The sequence below is a fragment of the Pseudofulvimonas gallinarii genome (assembly GCF_004343305.1).
Lineage (GTDB): Bacteria > Pseudomonadota > Gammaproteobacteria > Xanthomonadales > UBA2363 > Pseudofulvimonas > Pseudofulvimonas gallinarii.
Genome location: NZ_SMAF01000012.1, coordinates 58,905 through 75,963 on the forward strand (window position 1 = coordinate 58,905; position 17,059 = coordinate 75,963).

Here is a 17,059-nt window from a genome sequence, read left to right on the forward strand (position 1 = left end):
CCGGCACCGTTACCGCAAAGCAGGCGGATCGGCATCCTCGAAGCTTTCGACAACCTCACGCAGGTTGATCGAATCCCGCGGCGGCGAAACGGCACCGGCGCCGAGACCACGCCGGGCGAAACCGGCACGGCAGCGCAGATAGTCGGCTTCATCGTCCGCGCGCACGGCCATGAGCACCGCGTCGCGTGCCTCGGTAAAGGTCGCATCGAACGGAAACAGCTTCAGCGCCGCGACCAGCTGCGCAAGAAACCGCCTGTGCCGCGAGGCGAAGTCCGGTTCCGGCGTATCGGCGAGGATATTGCGCGCGCACTGCCACAAGGCCGAAGCCCAGACTTCACCGGCGCTGTGGATCTCGTGCGGGGTGAAGGAGCGGAGTTTCCAGTCGAACGGCTCGAAGCCCTGCGGCAGCGGCTTGCGGTCGCTGATGTGGGCAAACGTAAGTGGATTGATGGCCAGGCTGGCCGAGTAGGGGAACCTGCGGATGCCGTGGTAGTACGTATTGTCCGGACGTTCCGGTGTGCCCGCTGGTGGCCAGGCATCACCCGGAAGGTCGTAGTCGAGATTGCCATATGCACCCAGCGGATAGGCGCCGTGGAAATCGCCCGTGCCCGGGGCGGCGTGGCGATGGCGGCGATCCACCATCAGGAACAGCCCGACGAAGTCGGCCGTTCCTTCGTGAAGCGCGCCCGCCTGGCCCTGGTATCCGAGGCGGGTGAGGCGACCCATCATCGTGTGCGTCCACTCGTGCGCGAACACCGGGAAGTCGAAGGCGCTGGTATCACGCCGGCTGAGGCTGAAGGTGTTCAGGCCCATGACCAGCGCCGGGCTGCTGCCGTCGGCCGTAGTCATGGCGAAGGTGCCCAGGAAGGCGGCATTGACCACCAGCGGATCGCCCCCGATTCCGCCGCGTCCGTAGTTGTCGGACTGCATGTTGCCTGCCGCCTCGTCAAAACCGAGGTCGTAGAACAGGTCATGCAGCCAGTTCGCGGCGTAGAACACCTGCACGATCTTGGCGTTCAGCTGTGCCGAAGCGACGGGGACAGGCAGGGCGGGTTGTGCCGGGAACTGGAAATAGTCCCTGTCGCTGTCATCCGGGTTGTAGGAATGGTCGAAGACACCCGGAGACGTTATGCGGGCGCGATGGTCATGCGCCGCATTGAAAGCCGGCCCCCAATTGACGAAGGCATCCTGATGCCAGTGGCCATTGACGACCGGCAAGCCATGGAAGAACGCATCGACATTGTTGCCCACGGTTTCAACCGCGCCTGCAGGCAGCCATGGATCGCGCGTGGAGATCGCGCCCTGCTGCGGGCGAACGAGCGACATCGGGGCTACCTGCAACGGCCGCCAGCCGTTGGCATGGGCCACGGGATGCGGAACCGTGGAGCCGAACGGGTCGACATAGGGATTGCCGGCGCGGTCGGCAAACACGCGGTAGCTGAAGTCCTGATCACCGCAGTCCTGGATGCACAGGCCGCTGCGATCCAATGTCCGAAGGTCGTGGATGCGGTCGACCTCACGCAATATGCGCCCGTCGCGGGCCGAAACCAGGAGCGTCCGGGCGACGGGGCGCTGGGTGCCGGATGTACTGCCATTCAGTTCGATTTCGAAGGCCGGTTCCAGATGGCCGGTGAGCGGATACCAGACGGCCCGTGCGCGCACGGTTCCCGGGTTGGGAAAATCGGGCGTCCCTTCGATTCGGAAATGCTTCCAGCCCGCTTCATCGTCCGTGGTCCGATGCGGTTCGGGTCTGGCGCCTATCGAGGGCGCCTGCAACGCGATCGACAACGCGCTTCCGGTATCCAGCAGGAAGCCGTCGGGGTGGGGTGGCACCGTGGTGGTATCCCGCGACAGCACGCGCACGAATCCGGCGCTGTCCAGCAGCACACTGATGCGGGTGCCGAACACCGGCAGATCGTCGACCCACTGGCTGTAACCGATGACTTGCACAGCCGCTTCGGATACTGGCGTCCCGGCATTGCTGCGACGCAGCTGCCCATGCACGGGCAGGTCCAGTGCGGCGATCGCCAACCCGTGGAGGAGATCGCTGCCACGCTTCAGTTCCGTCCACCCGTCGACGCCTCCGGCATCGGCCGGTACGAAACGGGCGTCACGCTGCAGTACCGGCGTGGCAAAGGTCGCCGCCGGGACCATTGTCAGCGCCAGAACAAGCATCCCTGGATGGCCCAGGAACCCGCCGGAGCGATCGCTTTGCATGGTCCATCCCCCATTCGGCGCCGTTGCCGACGCGTGTTGTCGCCGCTACAGCGTGCTGGCGAAGAACCGCGCTCCGTTGCCATCGATCAGCGGCATGGCGATGCCGGCTTCGATCTCGATGTCCACGAACCAGGTGATTCGCGCACGCAGTCCCAGGCCAATGCTCGCATAGGCGGACCGGTTGCGCTCGCCGAAGACGTTGCGGCGCGCGCTGCCGGCCTCGAAGACCGCCAGCAGGCGCAGCCAGTCCCAGCGCAACGGCTTCAGGTATTCACCGGACAGGTACCAGTAGCTGTTGCCTTCGATGTCATCGCTTTCGTAGCCACGCATGCGGCGCGACCCGCCCAGCGAATAGGCGTTGCGACTGCCAGGCCCGCCGCCATAAACGCCACCGGCGGCGATCAGGTGGACGCTCTGGTGCCTGCGCTTGCCAAACGGACGATAGTGCCGGTAATCCAGGTCGAGGCGCTGGTAGCTGTAATCCGAAAGAATGCTGTCGGAGGCCGCTTCGGCGCGGGCCTGGAAACGTCGGCCGCTCTGGCTGTAGAGGTTGAAGTGCAGGTCGTCGTAGCTGGCCGTGAACACGGCGGCCGTTGCCATGCCATCGGAGGGTGGTGCGAACACGCCTTCCGCCATCTGGTCCTGCCAGTACAGGCCGGTGCCCAGAATCCAGCCCTTGCGTGGCCGTGATTCACGGAAATCCCGCGTGCCGAGCAGTTCCAGCCGGGTAAACGTCTCGTCGAAGGCCTCGCCGTCGCGGTTGATCGACACCTGGTCGGTGCGGTCGACCATGCCGTTCACGCTGTAGTGGCTGTCGCGGATATAGGGCGCGTAATAGCTTATGCGCGCCGATTCGGTGCTGTCTCGGTCGCGCTCGGATTCGATGTTGCCTTTCTCGACATAGGCCACCATGCGGTGGTTGAGGCCGAACATGTTGCTCCAGCGGATCTGCGCGCCGTAGCTGTAGTCGCCGTCGGAGTTGCCTTCCACGCGCGGAATCGGCAGGAAATAGCGCTTTTCGCGCACGCGCACGGCCAGTACCACTTCATCGCCCGAGGGCACCGCCTCGATGTCGACATGGCGGAAAAGCCCGAGGTCCTGGACCGATTGCCGGCTCGCCTCGATGGCCTGCGGCGTCGCTTCATCACCGACCCGAAGCGCCAGTTCGCGCAGGATGACGATGTCGCGTGTGGTTTCGTTGCCACTCAGCTGGATGGCCGCGACGCGTGGCGCGGCGCCCGCCGTACCGGCCAGGGCGAGAAGCAGGCCGGCAAGGCCGGTGCGGGCGATGGACTGGAGGGTTGGGCGGGTCATGCCCGAAGCGTCGCCGGGATCGCCGCCCGTGGCAAGACCTCAAATCGGACCGAGCATGAACCGGCTGCCTGCTGGGGCATCCGGTTTATGCTCGGGCAGGCTTTACTTGCAGGCTCACGCGGCCTCACCGGGAAAAATTTCCCGCAAGGCCGCCGCGGCCGCGGTCAGCCGGGCAGGTCGATCGCGCGGAAGTCCGGGACCGCGACATGGCCGTTGCGCTCGGCCACTTCGCCTTCACGTTCAAGCAGGCGGGTATGGATTCCGGCTGCGCGCGCGGCGTCCAGCTCGGCGACGATGTCGGACAGGAACAGCACCTCGCCGCCGTCCAGCCCGATCTCGCCGAGGATTCGCCGGTACGACTCCACTTCGCGCTTGCCGCCGATGGTGGTGTCGAAGTGGCCTTCGAACAGCGGCAGCAGGTTGCCCGCTTTGCTGTGGCCGAAGAACAGTTTCTGCGCGGCAATGGAGCCGGAGGAATAGACGAACAGGCGCAGGCCGGCCTCGTGCCAGGCGCGCAGCTGGTCCGGCACGTCCGGATAGACATGGGCGAGGAAATCGCCTCCGGCGTAGCCGCTTTCCCAGATCATGCCCTGCAGCGCCTTCAGCGCGGTGTGCTTGCGGTCGATGTCGATCCAGTGCAGCAGGGTTTCCACCACCTGCGGTGCGTCGATCGCGCAGCCCACCTCGTCGGCGACCTGCTGCAGCCACGGCCGCACCGCGGGATCGTCGCGGTGCTGTCCGACGAAGCCGGGCAGGGCGGCGCGGGCGAACGGGAACAGCACCTGGTGCACGAAGTGGATCGAGCTGGTCGTCCCTTCGATGTCGGTGACGATGGCCTTCAGGCTCATTGCGGCAGCGCCTGTCCGGGCTCGTAGCGCGGGAAGCGGCCGGCAATGTCGGCGCCGGTGAAATTCGCCACCCAGCCTTCGACATTGGTGAACAGGCGGATCGCCACGAAGTGCGGCGACGGCCCCATGTCGAACCAGTGCGGGGTACCGTCGGGCACGCCGATCAGGTCGCCGGCCTCGCACAGCACCTCATAGACCTTGTCATTGACGTGCAACGTGAACAGGCCGGAGCCGGCGACGAAGAAGCGCACCTCGTCCTCGCTGTGCGTGTGCTCGTCGAGGAACTTCCGGCGCAGCGCCTCACGGTCCGGATGATCGGGATCCAGGCTGATGACGTCGACCGCCTGGTAGCCGTTCTCCTGCATCAGCCGGCGGATGTCGCGGTCATAGGCGGCCAGCACCTTTTCCGGCGGGTCGCCGGGCACGATGGGTTCGGCGGCTTCCCATTGTTCGAAGCGCACGCCGATGGCGCCAAGGTGGCGTGCCATCTCGGCATGGTCGGACGTGGCCACGCCGGGCTGGTCGGGACGGTTCTCGTCGAAGATGCGCAGTCGGCTCATGTCCGCAGTCTCCTCAGTTGCAGTTCGCAATCGAGCAGGAACTCGAAGGCTTCGATATGGCGCAGGGTTTCACCGACATCGCGGCCCCAGGCATACAGGCCGTGGCCGTCGATCAGGTAACCCCAGGCCGGCACGCCGGTGTCCAGCCAGGCATCGACCTGGGTCACCAGGTCCGGCATATGCTGCGTGTTCGGGAACACCGGCAGGTCGACGGCCATTTCATGCGTGGCATTGCCGGCCAGGGCCTTCAGCAGCTCGTAGCCTTCCAGGCGCACATGGCCGTCGGCGGCATACAGGCGCGAGGCGATGGTCTGCACGCGCGAATGCGTATGCAGCACGCAGCCGATGCCGGGATCGCGCCGGTAGAGGTGGGTATGCAGCAGCGTTTCCGCGGAGGACTTGCGGTCGGTGCCAACCGCCAGGCCGTCGAAGTCGACGACCATGATGTCGCCGCGCCCCAGCGCGCCCTTGTCGCGACCGGAAACGGTGATCGCGGCGTGCGCATCGTCGAGTCGTGCGGAGAAGTTGCTGCTGGTCGCCGGTGTCCAGTCGCGCTGGGCCAGCCAGCGGCCGGCGGCGGCGATGGCATCGGCGGCGGCTTCGAGCGCCGCTTGATCGAAACTCGGCATGGTCGGGTGGTTTCGCCTCGGTCGGTGGATCACGGGACGTGGCGGTGGCCACGCGGCTGGCCAGTTTATCCGCCTTTGTGCGCCGCGGAAGCAGGCGACGCCCGCCCCGTTTAGCGCACGCTGTTCGCAGCGCCCGCCGTCGCCCGCCGTCGCCCGCCGCGGGCGAGGTATGCGAGAATCCCGGCCACGGCCCCGTAGCTCAGCTGGATAGAGCGTCCCCCTCCTAAGGGGAAGGTCACACGTTCGAATCGTGTCGGGGTCGCCAGTCTTCCACATCCCGGCCTGCGGACGCCCGCTGTCCTTGTCCGGTGCCTATCATCGCCGTGGAAACGCCGGAGCGGGCATGGACGAAGTGCTGGGACGTTGCTGGTGGTGCGGCGGACACGCCGACTACATCCACTACCACGATCACGAATGGGGATTCCCGGTCGATGACGACCGGCGACTGTTCGAGAAGCTGTGCCTGGAAGGTTTCCAGTCCGGCCTCAGCTGGCTGACCATCCTGCGCAAGCGCGAAAACTTCCGCGCCGCCTTCGCCGGCTTCGACTTCACGCGCGTGGCGCGCTTTGGTGAGCGCGACATCCAGCGGCTGCTGGCCGATGCCGGCATCGTCCGCCACCGCGGCAAGATCGAGGCGACCATCAACAACGCGGCGCGCGCGCTGGAGATCGTCGATGAATTCGGCTCGCTCGCCGCCTATGCCTGGCGCTTCGAGCCCGATCGCGCGGCGAACCGGTGCGGGTGGACGGAAGCGGAGGCACGGGCGCTGACCACCGCGCCGGAAGCGAAGGCGCTGTCGAAGGACCTGCGCAAGCGTGGCTGGCGCTTCGTCGGCCCGACCACGATGTACGCCTTCATGCAGGCCATGGGCATGGTCAACGACCATCTCGGCAGTTGCCCGTCGTGGCGGCAGGTCGAAGCGGCGAGGGCGGGGTTCGTGCGGCCGGTCTGATCGGCAACCCGAGTCTGCGGGAGTACGACGTCAGTTCCAGCCGCAACCGCACGCAGCCATAGCCGAAGGCCCAGCCGGGGCCGCAATCGCCGCCGAGGCTACAGCCACAGCCGGAGCCGCAATCGCAACCGCAGCTACAGCTGCAGCCGTAGCCGCAACCGCAACCGCAACCGCAATCGCAGCCACGGTCGCAGTCGCAGCCACAGCCACCGGTCCAGCCGTTGTCGCCCGCCGTAACGCCGGCAACGTGTGAGGCAGCCGGAAGCGACTGATGCGGGCGACCCGGCTCCCCGGATGTCGCCCGCTGAAAGGCCTCGAGCGCCAGTCAGGTCAGTCGTTGACGCCGTTGGTGAAGATCACGTCGTTCTGCAGGCGCGCGAAGCCGTAGTCCAGATCGTCGTCCGAATACTTCGCGTAACCGGCAATGAGGAAGCGTCCTTGCCGGTCCTGCGTAATGACAGCCGGTCGGGCGTTGCGTGGTGTCGACGAGGATCCGGCAGGGAAAGTGATGTCGTTGCGGTACGGCGCCGGGCCGGTGGTGAATCCAAAGTCGTGCACGATCGCGTTGTCGGCCAGGTCCGCGTTGAATCGATAGACGAGCACGCGGGATTCGTTTTCGGCGCCGTTCGGATAGTGGTAGGCGGTGACCACGATCTGTCCATTGATATCCGGCGCAACGGTCGGTTGGTAGAGCATCGCGATGGGGACGGTCCGCGTTTCGGGCGACGGAAAAAGGTTCACCTGGTTGCAGTGTTGGCTGCAGCCACCGCTGCGTTCGATACGGGCCAGGCGGCCGATCACCGAATTGTTCACCTCGACCCAGCGCGCGACATACAGGCCATTCCCCAGCGTCGGTGCAAATGCCCGTACCACCGACGCGCTGGTGTCCCCGCTCCATGCCCGCAGGCCAGAGCGGTGCGTTGAAGGTGAGTCACAGGTTGATTCGCCGGGCGGGCAGAAGTCGGTGTCGAAAGTGCCGTCGTTGAGGAATTGCGCGACCACGGCGCGACGGTCCGAATCGGTGCCGGAGGTTCCACCCAGCACGACCCTGCCGTCGGCACGCTCGGCAACGGCGAACGCGGAAGCCCACCAGTTGCCACTGCCGACCACCGGAGAGACGCCAAGCATGCGCATCCCGTTTCCATTGAAGCTGGTGTCCAGGGCGCCATTCATGTCGACGCGAAGGACGGCCATGTCAACGTCCGAACAGGCGTTGTAATGGCGTTGGGCGGCACCGGCCAGGTAGAACTTCGAATTCGCCAGGTCGGCGTGGTCGGGAGCGAAGAAATGGTCGTTCGGTTCGTCGTGGCTGGTTCCGCAGCCCGGCGCCCCGGCGAAATCGTAGTAGAGGACCAGCATGCCTTGCGAATTGCCGAATCCGGGGCAGGCTGTAAAGGGGGCATTCGAACCCAGAAAAGTGCGCAGGCAGATCAGCGCAAACGTGTGATTGTTTGCAAGCTCCCGATCCTTGGCCAGGATATAGAAACGTTCGTAATTGTCCTGGGTGACGCCGATCGCCTTGACCAGGGTCAGATCGGGGTTCGCGATGGAAATGACCTGCTGGCCATTCGTACCAAAGCTCTGATCAAGGATGCCGTGTGATCCGGTCAACCGGATGATCCCGATCCTGGTGTCCGGGCCCAGCTCTCCGGTCTGGCCGACGACGTAGACCTTTCCATCCGCCCGTTGTGAGACGCCAACGGCGCGGTCGTCCCAGGTGAAGCCTGCATCGACAGGAATCCGGAAAACGCCGGGCTCGCCAGTGTGGATCTGCAGGTTCGGGTCAAGATCGCCGGGGCGGCGTCCGGTGTTGCCAGCCGCGGGCTCAGCCGCGTCATGCCGACGGTTCGGCCATCGCCTTGATCTGCCGGTCCGCCCATCGCTGCAGGTCGTCGTCGATCTGTGTGAGCGTGCGCCAGGCGGTCAAGCGCTTCTCGCCTGGATCGTTCCTGCTGGGCAGGAGGCTGCTGCCTTCCTCGCCACTTGAGACGTCGTCCCGGGCTGCCGCCATGCGCGCCGGTGCCTCGGAATCGGACCGGTCGAGTTCCGCGGCGGAACACGCAGAGGCGATAACCAGGCCCAGCGCGGGCAGGATCAACCTTCGTGTGAAGGAAGACCGGCTCGCGGACCGATGTGGCGAAGGCGAGGGGAGGTGCATCTGGAGGCTCCTGGGGTGAGTGTGACGCGGTGGGATACCGGCCTGCCGTGTAGAGACGGAAAAAACAGGCCGGATCGGACAGGGGCGATGCGATTTGTCCAGACCGCCTGTGGCGGTCGTCGACGAGGGGCGTACCCGGGCGCATCGACTGCTGCCGGGAACCGGCGCAGGGTCCGGATCGGCGCGTCAGCGTGGCCGCTGACGGCGCCGATCCCCGTCGTGATCAATATCGTCAGTCGTTGACCCCGTTGATGAAGATCACGTCGCGCTGCAGGCGGGCCAGGGCGAAGTCCAGATCCTCGCCTTCCCACGCGGTCCAGCCGGCGACGAGGTAGCGGCCCTGCCGGTCCATCGTCATCACTACCGGCCGGGTATTGCGCGGTTCGCCAACATTGCCAGGCACGGTGATGTTGTTGCGGCCGGTGGAAGGACCGGTGGTGAACTGCACATCGGGTTGCAGGTTGTTGGTCACGCCGGTTTCGTTGAAGCGGTAGACAATGATGCGCGCCCGCTCCGGTTGGCCCGCCGGGAACGAATAGTTGGCCACCGTGATCTGGCCGTTCAGGCCATTGCGATCGTGGTACACCATTGCGACGGGGGCGGTGTGTGTGCTGAACTCCGGGAACATGTCGATCTCGCCACAGAACACATGGCATCCGCCGGACGCGTCGATGCGACTCAGGCGGCCGACGGTTTCGGAAACATTGCGGGTAAAGCTCCTTGCCACGTAGACGCCGGCATTCGGGGCGGCGACAAGCGAACGGACCGACGTGCTCACCGTGTCGCTGTTCCACGCGCGCACACCGCTGCGATGCGTCATCGGCGAATCGCAGGTGGCGACGGACGGCGAACAGAAGGTCGTGCGCAGTGTTCCATCCTCGTTGAGCATCGCGAGGATCGCGCGGCGGTCGTTGCCGGTGCCGACCGCGCCTCCGATGACGACATCGCCACTCACGTGGCGCGTGACCGCCAGGGCCGTGGCCGTCCAGGCGCCACCGCCGGTGACCGGCGTGACACCGATGGCGACCTTGCCGGTCATGGCGAAGCTGGTATCCAGCGCACCGCTGAGGTCGGTGCGGATGACGGCGAGGTCGGTGTCGCCGCAGGCATTGAACTGCCGCTGCGCGCTGCCGGCCAGGTACAGCTTCATGGGCTGCGCGGGCCGGCGGTCGAGATGGATGTCGTTCGCCAGGTCGTGGTGGCCGGCGCATCCGGGCGCCAGTCCGAAATCGTAGTAGCGGACGAGCACGCCGGCCGGGGATCCGAAGCCGGGGCAGGCCTCGAAGTCGCCATCACCGAGGACCGTCGGTGTGCGCAGGCAGATCAGCGCGAAGTCGTGGTTGTCGTAGCGTTCCTTGTCCTGCGCCAGGATGTAGAAGCGTTCGTAACCATCGACCATGAGGGCCACGGCCTTCACCAGCGTCAGCTGCGGGTTGGCCAGTTCGATCACCTGCAGGCCGCCATTTCCGAAGCGCGGGTCGCGGTCCAGGTTCGAGGCGGTGAGGCGCAGGATGGCGATGCGCGTCGGCGCGCCGGGACGGCCAGCCTGGCCGACGAGATAGACCTTGCCGTCGGCGCGTTGCGCGATGCCGACGGCGATGTCGCGCGTCGTATTGCCGACATTGATGCCGTCGCGGCGGACACCCGGTTCATCGGCATGATGGATGAAGGTCCGGTCGAGGTCGCCTTCCCGTCGTCCCACTGCGCCGGCCAGCAGGCCAGGGAGCATGCCGCTGCCGGGATCGTCCGGCGTTCCGTTCCCGGCGGCGTGTTGCGGCCAGGTATCGGCCTCCAGCTCCGCCGCACTCAAGGTCCGCCATGCGGTCACGCGCGCTTCCCAGGCTCCGGTTGACTGCATGGCCTCCTCGCCACCCTCGATCTGTCCTGCGGAAAGCAGGGACAACGCGCCCCAGGCAGGCGTGGGCTGGCCATTCGACAACACCACGTTGTCGGCGAGCACCGGAATGGAGAATGCAACGCAGGCGATGAGTGCGAGGGCGCGCGAATGACGGCTGATGGCGTCCGCGCAAGGTCGCGCAGGCTGGTGATGAAGCATCTAGGACTCCTCTGGCAACATGACGGGCGGCGGCCCGATCGCTCCTCAGACGCAATCCGCGATGAAAGTCCGCCACACCTGAAGGCGCTGTGGGGACGGTGCGCAAAACCGCATGCAGCGGGTTGCCCGGGCTGCCTGCGAAAGACTGGACGAGGTGTTCCGGGTGCGTCCATCGCCACCGCGGCCGTCGACCGCCCGCGCTGCTAGGATCGGCATGACGCAGGGGATGGACATGACCCGGGACGACCGGCACGAAAACGACCAGTACGGCAGTCATGGCGATGCCGGCGGCCGCATCGTTGCCCGTGGCGTGGAGGAAAGGCCCGTGCGCCGCGAGTCGCGCCTGCTGCTTGCCGCCCTGGTCACGACCGGCACGATGCTGGCCGAGGCGGTGGGCGGCGTGGTATCGGGATCGCTGGCCCTGCTCGCCGATGCCGGCCACATGCTTGTCGATGCGTCGGCGCTGGCACTGGCGTGGATTGGCGCGCGCATCGCCCGTCGACCGGCCGATGCGCGGCGCAGCTACGGTTATGGCCGCGTCGAAGTGCTCGCCGGGTTCGTCAACGCGCTGACCATGTTCCTGCTCGCCGGCTGGATACTCTGGGAAGCCATCGAGCGCATACGCGCGCCCGGTCCGATCCTCGATGGCGTCATGCTCGTCGTGGCCGTGTCGGGGCTGCTGGCGAACCTGCTGGTGCTGAAGGTGCTGGGTGGCGTGCATGGACATGCGCATGCCGGTGGCCACACCCACCTTCACGCCCATGCCCATGGCGATCGAGCCCACTTACATGTCCATGACGGCGGACGGGCGCGTGGGCACGGACCCGCGCCGGCCGGGGGACCGGTGCGCGAAGGCGGGCACGCCATCGCCGGCGCGAATAGGCGCGCGCACGCCCATGGCGTCACGCATGCACGCGGTGATGCCGACGTGAACCTGCAGGGTGCGCGTTTGCATGTGATCGGCGACCTGCTCGGATCACTCGCCGCCGTGGCAGCGGCGCTGATCGTGCGCTGGACCGGCTGGACCATCGCTGATCCCATCCTGTCCGCGCTGGTGGCGCTGCTGATCATCGCCAGCGCGACCTCGTTGCTGAAACGCTGCGCCCACATCCTGCTGGAAGGCACGCCGGAAGGCCTCGACCTCGACGAAATGGCGACCTCGCTGGCGGCCAGCCACGCGTCGATCCGCGGCGTCCACCACATCCACGTCTGGAGCCTGGCCAGCGGCGAGCGCATGGCGACGCTGCACGTGGACCTGGCAAATCCGGCCGAAGGCCAACCCGCTGCCAACGCCGTGCGGGCGATGCTGCTCGACCGCTACGGCGTTGGCCATGCCACGATCCAGCTCGACAGCGGCGACGACTGCCCCGACACCGGCTGCCGACACGCCTGATCCGCCGCCACGCTGGCCCCGCGCGACCGCGTCCTGCGTTGATGCGGTCATGGCGAAAACACCGTCTCCCGCAGATGCCGAAGCGGACGCCGACGCCGCTGCCAGCGCCCGCGCCGCCCGCTGGCGACGCCTGCTGCTGCGCCTGGCCATCCTTGCCGGCATCGTGTTCGCGGTGCACATGGACCTGCGCAGCTGGAACAGCCTGCTCGACTGGTGGGCCGACCGCGATGACGCCGTGCAGCCGCTTGTCGCCAGCGGCACGCCGGTACTGGCCGATACGCCACAGGGTCCCCGTCTCTTCCTGGTCACCCGGCAATACCAGCGTGAACGCCACCAGCGGATGGCGGTGCGCAGGATGTCGGGGCAACAGTTGCAGGAAATCGATGTCTGGGCGCTCGATGACCACGCGCGCCCGGCATGGCGTCGGCGCCTGCATGTCGCGCCCGCGCGCGAGGTCGTCGATGCCTCGCCGATCGGCGTCGACGGCGACACGGTGTGGGTGTATGCGCGTGGCCTGCACGCGCTGCATCAAGCCGACGGCAGCCTGCGCCTCGGTCCGCAGGACATCGAGTCGCGCTTTCCGGCATTGCGGGGCCAGCTCCTGACGGAGCGCCATCGCTACGGCTTCGACCACGGCGGCCTGCACCTGCTTGCCGGCGATGGCCGGCGTTGGCGGATCGACGGCAGCTTCGCGCTGACGCCGGTCGGCAACGAATCGATGCCTGGCCGCGACGGCGTGTTCGCGCCCGGTCGCTGCCCGGCGGGGTGCAACGGTGGTTTCAAGTCGCGCGGGATGGACCTGGGCGCGCACTGGCTGGGCCTGCTGGATGACGGGGAAGCCGCGCGGCTGTCCGTTGATCCGGTGCAGGTGGCCGAAGCGGCGGGCACCGGCGTGGGCCGCGCGCATCACGAAGCGGCCCTGCACACCCCGGCCTACCTCGGTGACCCCGGGCAGGGCCGCTACCGCCTGTGGCGTGCCGGCATCCGGCACGTCTCCGCGGCACCGCCGGACTGGCCGGCGGACTTCCCGGACAACTGGGGCACGCGGCAGAAATTCAGCGCCTTCCAGCCGCTGCCGCAGGCACCGGAATTCCTGCGCCCCGGCCTGCTGACCCAGGGCATTGGCAGCGGTCCGCTGTGGCTGCGCGACCCCGACAGCGTCCTTGTCCTCTATCACAGCTCGCTGGCCGCCGATGCGCTGCTGCGGCTGGCGCGCATCACCGGGCCATCGGGGCAGCCGGCGTGGGACATCGAGCTGCCGATCGCGAACCTGCACGCGGCCCGCCTGGCCGGATCGACGCTGATGCTGTTCGGGCAGGCGGGCGAAGCCGCGCAACCGCCGGAGCGCGGCGCTCCGTTGTTCGAGGGATCGCCACCGGAGGTGCAGGGCGGAGACTTCGTGTTCGCGGCAATCGCGATGGCGGACGGCTCGGCGCGACTGTTCCGGCTCGGCCGCGATGGCCACGGGGTTACGGCCAGCGGCACCGATCCGCCGTCGTAGGCCACCTGGCACCGGATTGCCGCCAGGATCGGGAGGACGCCATGACGCGCACGGGATCGAGCAGGATGGACGACCGGAAACCGGGACGTGCGCCGTGGCCGATGAACTGAGTCGTTGGGCGCGCGCCGCCGATCTGTTCGACGAACTGGTCGAACTTGCAGCCGCCGAACGCGAGCCGCGACTGCGTGCCCTGGACAGCGAAGATCCCGCGCTGGCCGCTGAAGTGCGCGCCATGCTCGCTGCCGATGACCGCGCCGAGGGCCTGCTCGAACATTCGCTCGGCGACCTGGTGCCGGAGATCTCCGCCTGGGAAACGCCGGTCGGCCTGCGCCTGGGCGCCTATCGCCTGGTGCGTCCGTTGGGCGAGGGCGGCATGGGCGAGGTCTGGCTTGCCGAGCGCGCCGATGGCGAATACCACCAGCATGTCGCCATCAAGCTGCTCAAGCGCGGCATCGACACCCAGGCGGTGCTGCGCCGTTTCCTGCAGGAACGCAGCATCCTCGCGCGCCTCAACCATCCCGGCATCGTCCGCCTGCTCGACGGCGGCATGAGCCTGGACGGCCGGCCCTGGTATGCGATGGACCATGTCGAAGGCGAGGGCATCGTCGAACTCGCATCGCGGCGCGCGTTGTCTGTCGCCGAACGCGTCGACCTGCTGGTCCAGGTCGCCGATGCCGTCGCCTACGCGCACGCGCAACTGGTCGTCCATCGCGACCTCAAGCCCGGCAACATCATCGTGGACAGCGACGGCGCGACGCATCTGCTGGATTTCGGCATCGCGAAACTGCTGGAGGACACCGGCGACTTCACCGTTACCGCCACGGCGATGCGCCTGCTGTCGCCGGCCTATGCGGCGCCGGAGCAGATCCTCGGCGAGCCGGTCGGCACTGCCACCGATGTCTATGCGCTGGGCGTGGTCGCGTTCCAGCTGCTGACCGGCCAGTTGCCACACCGGAGGCAGTCACGCGATCCGGCACTGCTCGCGCATACCCTGGCGCAGCCGCCGGAGCGCGCCAGCAGCGTGCTCGCGCGGGCCGGCGCTGGACAGGCACGCGTCCTGTACGGCGAGTCTGCCGACGCGCAGCGACTGTCGCGCCGGATCGCCGGCGATCTCGACGTGGTCCTCGCCAAGGCATTGCAACGCGAACCGGAGCGTCGCTACGCCACGGTGTCGTCATTCGCCGACGACCTGCGTCGCTGGCGGACGGGTCGCGTCGTCGCGGCCCGCCCGGACCGTCGCGGCTATCGCCTGCGCAGTTTCGTGCGGCGCCATCGCTGGGGCGTGGCGGCGGCGACCGCTCTGCTGGTCATCCTGATCGCCGGCTTCAGCGCGGCGTTGTGGCAGGCCGGCCGGGCGCGCCAGCAGGCGCAGCGTGCCGAGCTGGTCAAGCAGTTCGTGCTGTCGCTGTTCCGGGAACAGGATCCGGTGGCGCGCGCACAGGCGCAGGCGCGCTCGCCACGCGACCTGATCGTCGAAGGCATCGAGCGTGCGCGCCGGGAACTGTCCAGCGATCCGCGCCTGCGCCTGGACGTGCTCGCCGACCTTGGCGCCTTGCCCGCCGCCCTCGGCGACCCGGCGCTGTCCGAAGAAGTGCTGCGCCAGGTCGTCGAGCAGCGCCGTCACGGCGAAGGATCCGATGCGCTGGCCACGGCGCGCGTCGAAGTCGAACTCGGTTCGGTGGTGCTGTCACGCGGCGAACCCGGGGAGGCGCTCGCCTTGCTGGAGCATGCCGCGGCGGTCATCGCCCGGGAGCTGGGGCCGGATTCGGAGGAGGCCGCGCACGCGCGCGGACGCCTGGCGCGCGCCTACGTGGTCGTGGGAGAGCGTGCCCGCGCTCTCGACATGGCGCGCTCCGCGCATGCGACGATGCAGGCGCGGCGCGGGCCGGGCCATATCGCGACGCTGGAACTGCTGGGCCTGCTGGGAACCACGCTGGAGCAGAACGACCGCTGCCAGGAAGCCGAGGACACCTGGCGGAAGGTGCTCGAAGGCTTCGAGCGCACGCTGGGCGAGGATCACGCGCGCCTGACCGTTCCGCTGGCCAATCTCGGCACCATCACGCGCAGCCTGCAGAAATATCCCGAATCGGCAGCCTACTTCGCGCGCGGCGTGTCTCTGGCGCGCCGGCATCTCGGCGGGCGCCATCCGCTGCTCGGCACCATCCTGACCCGACAGGGTGATGTCCTGCGACGCATGGGCGACTTCGAGGGTGCGGAAGCTGCCCTGGAAGAGGGGGAACAGTGCCTGGCGGACGCCGGTGCGCAACTCGGGCAGCTTTACATGAACCGGGGCGCGCTGAAGGTGGCGCAGCGGCGACATGCGGAAGCCGCCGATGCCTATGCGGAGTCACAACGCCTGTTCACCGCCCACGCCGGCGAGGGCAGTCCCTATACCTGGCTGGCTGCGATGGAGCGCGGCGTCGCGCTGATGACGACGGGCGATCTCGACGCGGCGGCAACCTATCTGGAGCTCGCGCTGGACAAGCTGGAACGGCTCAATGGCCGCGACAGCTATGACTCGGGCATGGCCGCCGGCCGCCTGAGCCGGTTGCGGCGCCTGCAGGGGCGTTATGCCGGAGCGCTGGGACTGGGTCGGCACCATATCGACATCGTGTCGAAGCTGTACGGTCCCACGCATGCGAACACCAGCGACGCGCGCTTCGACCTGGCGCTGACCCTGCGCGCGAGCGGCGCAACCGGAGACGCGCGCGAAGTGCTGGATGACGTCCTGCGGAACATCCAGCCTGGCACCTCGACGGCCACGCTGGCGCCGCAAATCCATCTGGAAAGTGCGCGCCTTGCCGTGGACGAAGGCGACCGGGCGCGCGCCCGGCGTGATGCGGCGGCGGCGCTGGCCCTGCTCGGTGAACAGCGCGATCCGGAGCCATCGCTACTGGCCGAGGCGCGCCAGCTGGCGGCGGCACGCTGAAGTCTGCCGCGCCAGCCCCTCGCTCCATGGGTGCGAGGAACAGGCGCTGGCGGCGACCTGCCATCGTCGACGAAGCGACTTGATCTGATTGTGCGCCTGCCTCGTCGCGTGAAGCAGGCCTCCACGTCCATTTGAAAGGGCAAGCCGGAGGCCATACGGCGCGCATTCCAACCGCTCATCTGGTGCGACCGTTACGTTGCGCCCCACCGCGTAGCCGGCAACATCGACCGGAAACTCCGCGGCGCGCGCGGATGGCACCGATGGGTGTGGACCACCCTGTCAAGTTTGATTCTGCTGGCGGACAGCAGGTGGTCGGACGTGCAAGCCGGGCACCTCCGATTTGATCGCGAACGCAGCCCGAGCGCGCCAAGCCAACAACATCGACAGGAAAGGCGAGCCGCGCGAGTGGATGGCACCGTGTGGGGCGGACCACGCAGTCCATTCCGAGCCCGGTGGCGGACAGCAGGTGACAGGCGCGTGAGCCGGGTACCTCCGATTTGAT

At 67.7% G+C, this 17,059-nt stretch carries 12 protein-coding genes and 1 tRNA gene; 5 read left to right on the plus strand and 8 right to left on the minus strand.

The features are described from left to right. Window positions 1-9: 9 nt before the first annotated feature. The 5 genes from EDC25_RS09290 to EDC25_RS09310 form a co-directional block, all read right to left on the minus strand. Window positions 10-2,217: a M36 family metallopeptidase gene (locus tag EDC25_RS09290; RefSeq protein ID WP_123523041.1), complete on the minus strand. Its 2,208-nt coding sequence runs from the start codon at window positions 2,215-2,217 to the stop codon at window positions 10-12. A 45-nt stretch (window positions 2,218-2,262) separates the two neighbouring features. Further along, a complete protein-coding gene (locus tag EDC25_RS09295) occupies window positions 2,263-3,531 on the minus strand; it encodes a BamA/TamA family outer membrane protein (RefSeq protein ID WP_123523042.1) in 1,269 nt (422 codons plus the stop codon). 164 nt (window positions 3,532-3,695) lie between these two features. Further along, the gene (mtnC, locus tag EDC25_RS09300; protein ID WP_123523043.1) at window positions 3,696-4,379 is read right to left on the minus strand and encodes an acireductone synthase; all 684 of its coding nucleotides are present in this window, start codon (window positions 4,377-4,379) and stop codon (window positions 3,696-3,698) included. Further along, window positions 4,376-4,939 (minus strand): 1,2-dihydroxy-3-keto-5-methylthiopentene dioxygenase, encoded by a 564-nt coding sequence (locus EDC25_RS09305; protein WP_123523044.1) that lies wholly within the window; start codon window positions 4,937-4,939, stop codon window positions 4,376-4,378. The genes mtnC and EDC25_RS09305 overlap by 4 nt, the downstream gene beginning before the upstream one ends. Further along, a complete protein-coding gene (locus EDC25_RS09310; RefSeq protein WP_123523045.1) occupies window positions 4,936-5,568 on the minus strand; it encodes a methylthioribulose 1-phosphate dehydratase in 633 nt (210 codons plus the stop codon). Before EDC25_RS09310 ends, EDC25_RS09305 begins: the two co-directional genes overlap by 4 nt. Before the next feature lie 188 nt (window positions 5,569-5,756). On the opposite strand from EDC25_RS09310, the gene EDC25_RS09315 reads away from it, so the two are divergent. Together EDC25_RS09315 and EDC25_RS09320 are read left to right on the plus strand one after the other, a co-directional pair. Beyond that, a tRNA-Arg gene (locus tag EDC25_RS09315) sits at window positions 5,757-5,833 on the plus strand. Window positions 5,834-5,911: 78 nt separating this feature from the next. Then, a complete protein-coding gene (locus tag EDC25_RS09320; protein ID WP_123523046.1) occupies window positions 5,912-6,520 on the plus strand; it encodes a DNA-3-methyladenine glycosylase I in 609 nt (202 codons plus the stop codon). A 330-nt stretch (window positions 6,521-6,850) separates the two neighbouring features. On the opposite strand, the gene EDC25_RS09330 is transcribed toward EDC25_RS09320, so the two are convergent. The 3 genes from EDC25_RS09330 to EDC25_RS09335 all read right to left on the minus strand — a co-directional run bounded on the left by EDC25_RS09330 (window position 6,851) and on the right by EDC25_RS09335 (window position 10,734). Further along, window positions 6,851-8,131: a delta-60 repeat domain-containing protein gene (locus EDC25_RS09330; protein ID WP_123523047.1), complete on the minus strand. Its 1,281-nt coding sequence runs from the start codon at window positions 8,129-8,131 to the stop codon at window positions 6,851-6,853. Window positions 8,132-8,354: 223 nt separating this feature from the next. Then, window positions 8,355-8,531 (minus strand): hypothetical protein, encoded by a 177-nt coding sequence (locus EDC25_RS14720; RefSeq protein WP_164484186.1) that lies wholly within the window; start codon window positions 8,529-8,531, stop codon window positions 8,355-8,357. Window positions 8,532-8,910: 379 nt separating this feature from the next. Continuing rightward, window positions 8,911-10,734 carry a hypothetical protein gene (locus EDC25_RS09335; RefSeq protein ID WP_123523049.1) on the minus strand — a complete coding sequence of 608 codons (1,824 nt, stop codon included), beginning with the start codon at window positions 10,732-10,734 and terminating at the stop codon, window positions 8,911-8,913. Between the two features lie 232 nt (window positions 10,735-10,966). Between EDC25_RS09335 and EDC25_RS09340 the strand changes: the two genes are divergently transcribed. The 3 genes from EDC25_RS09340 to EDC25_RS09350 all read left to right on the plus strand — a co-directional run bounded on the left by EDC25_RS09340 (window position 10,967) and on the right by EDC25_RS09350 (window position 16,557). Then, entirely contained in the window at window positions 10,967-12,127 is a 1,161-nt protein-coding gene (locus EDC25_RS09340) for a cation diffusion facilitator family transporter (protein WP_164484187.1), read from the plus strand. Window positions 12,128-12,176: 49 nt separating this feature from the next. Continuing rightward, window positions 12,177-13,628 carry a PA2928 family protein gene (locus tag EDC25_RS09345; RefSeq protein WP_123523051.1) on the plus strand — a complete coding sequence of 484 codons (1,452 nt, stop codon included), beginning with the start codon at window positions 12,177-12,179 and terminating at the stop codon, window positions 13,626-13,628. Window positions 13,629-13,722: 94 nt separating this feature from the next. After that, window positions 13,723-16,557, plus strand: coding sequence for a serine/threonine-protein kinase (locus tag EDC25_RS09350; RefSeq protein ID WP_164484188.1), 2,835 nt, complete (start codon window positions 13,723-13,725; stop codon window positions 16,555-16,557). Window positions 16,558-17,059 lie beyond the last annotated feature (502 nt).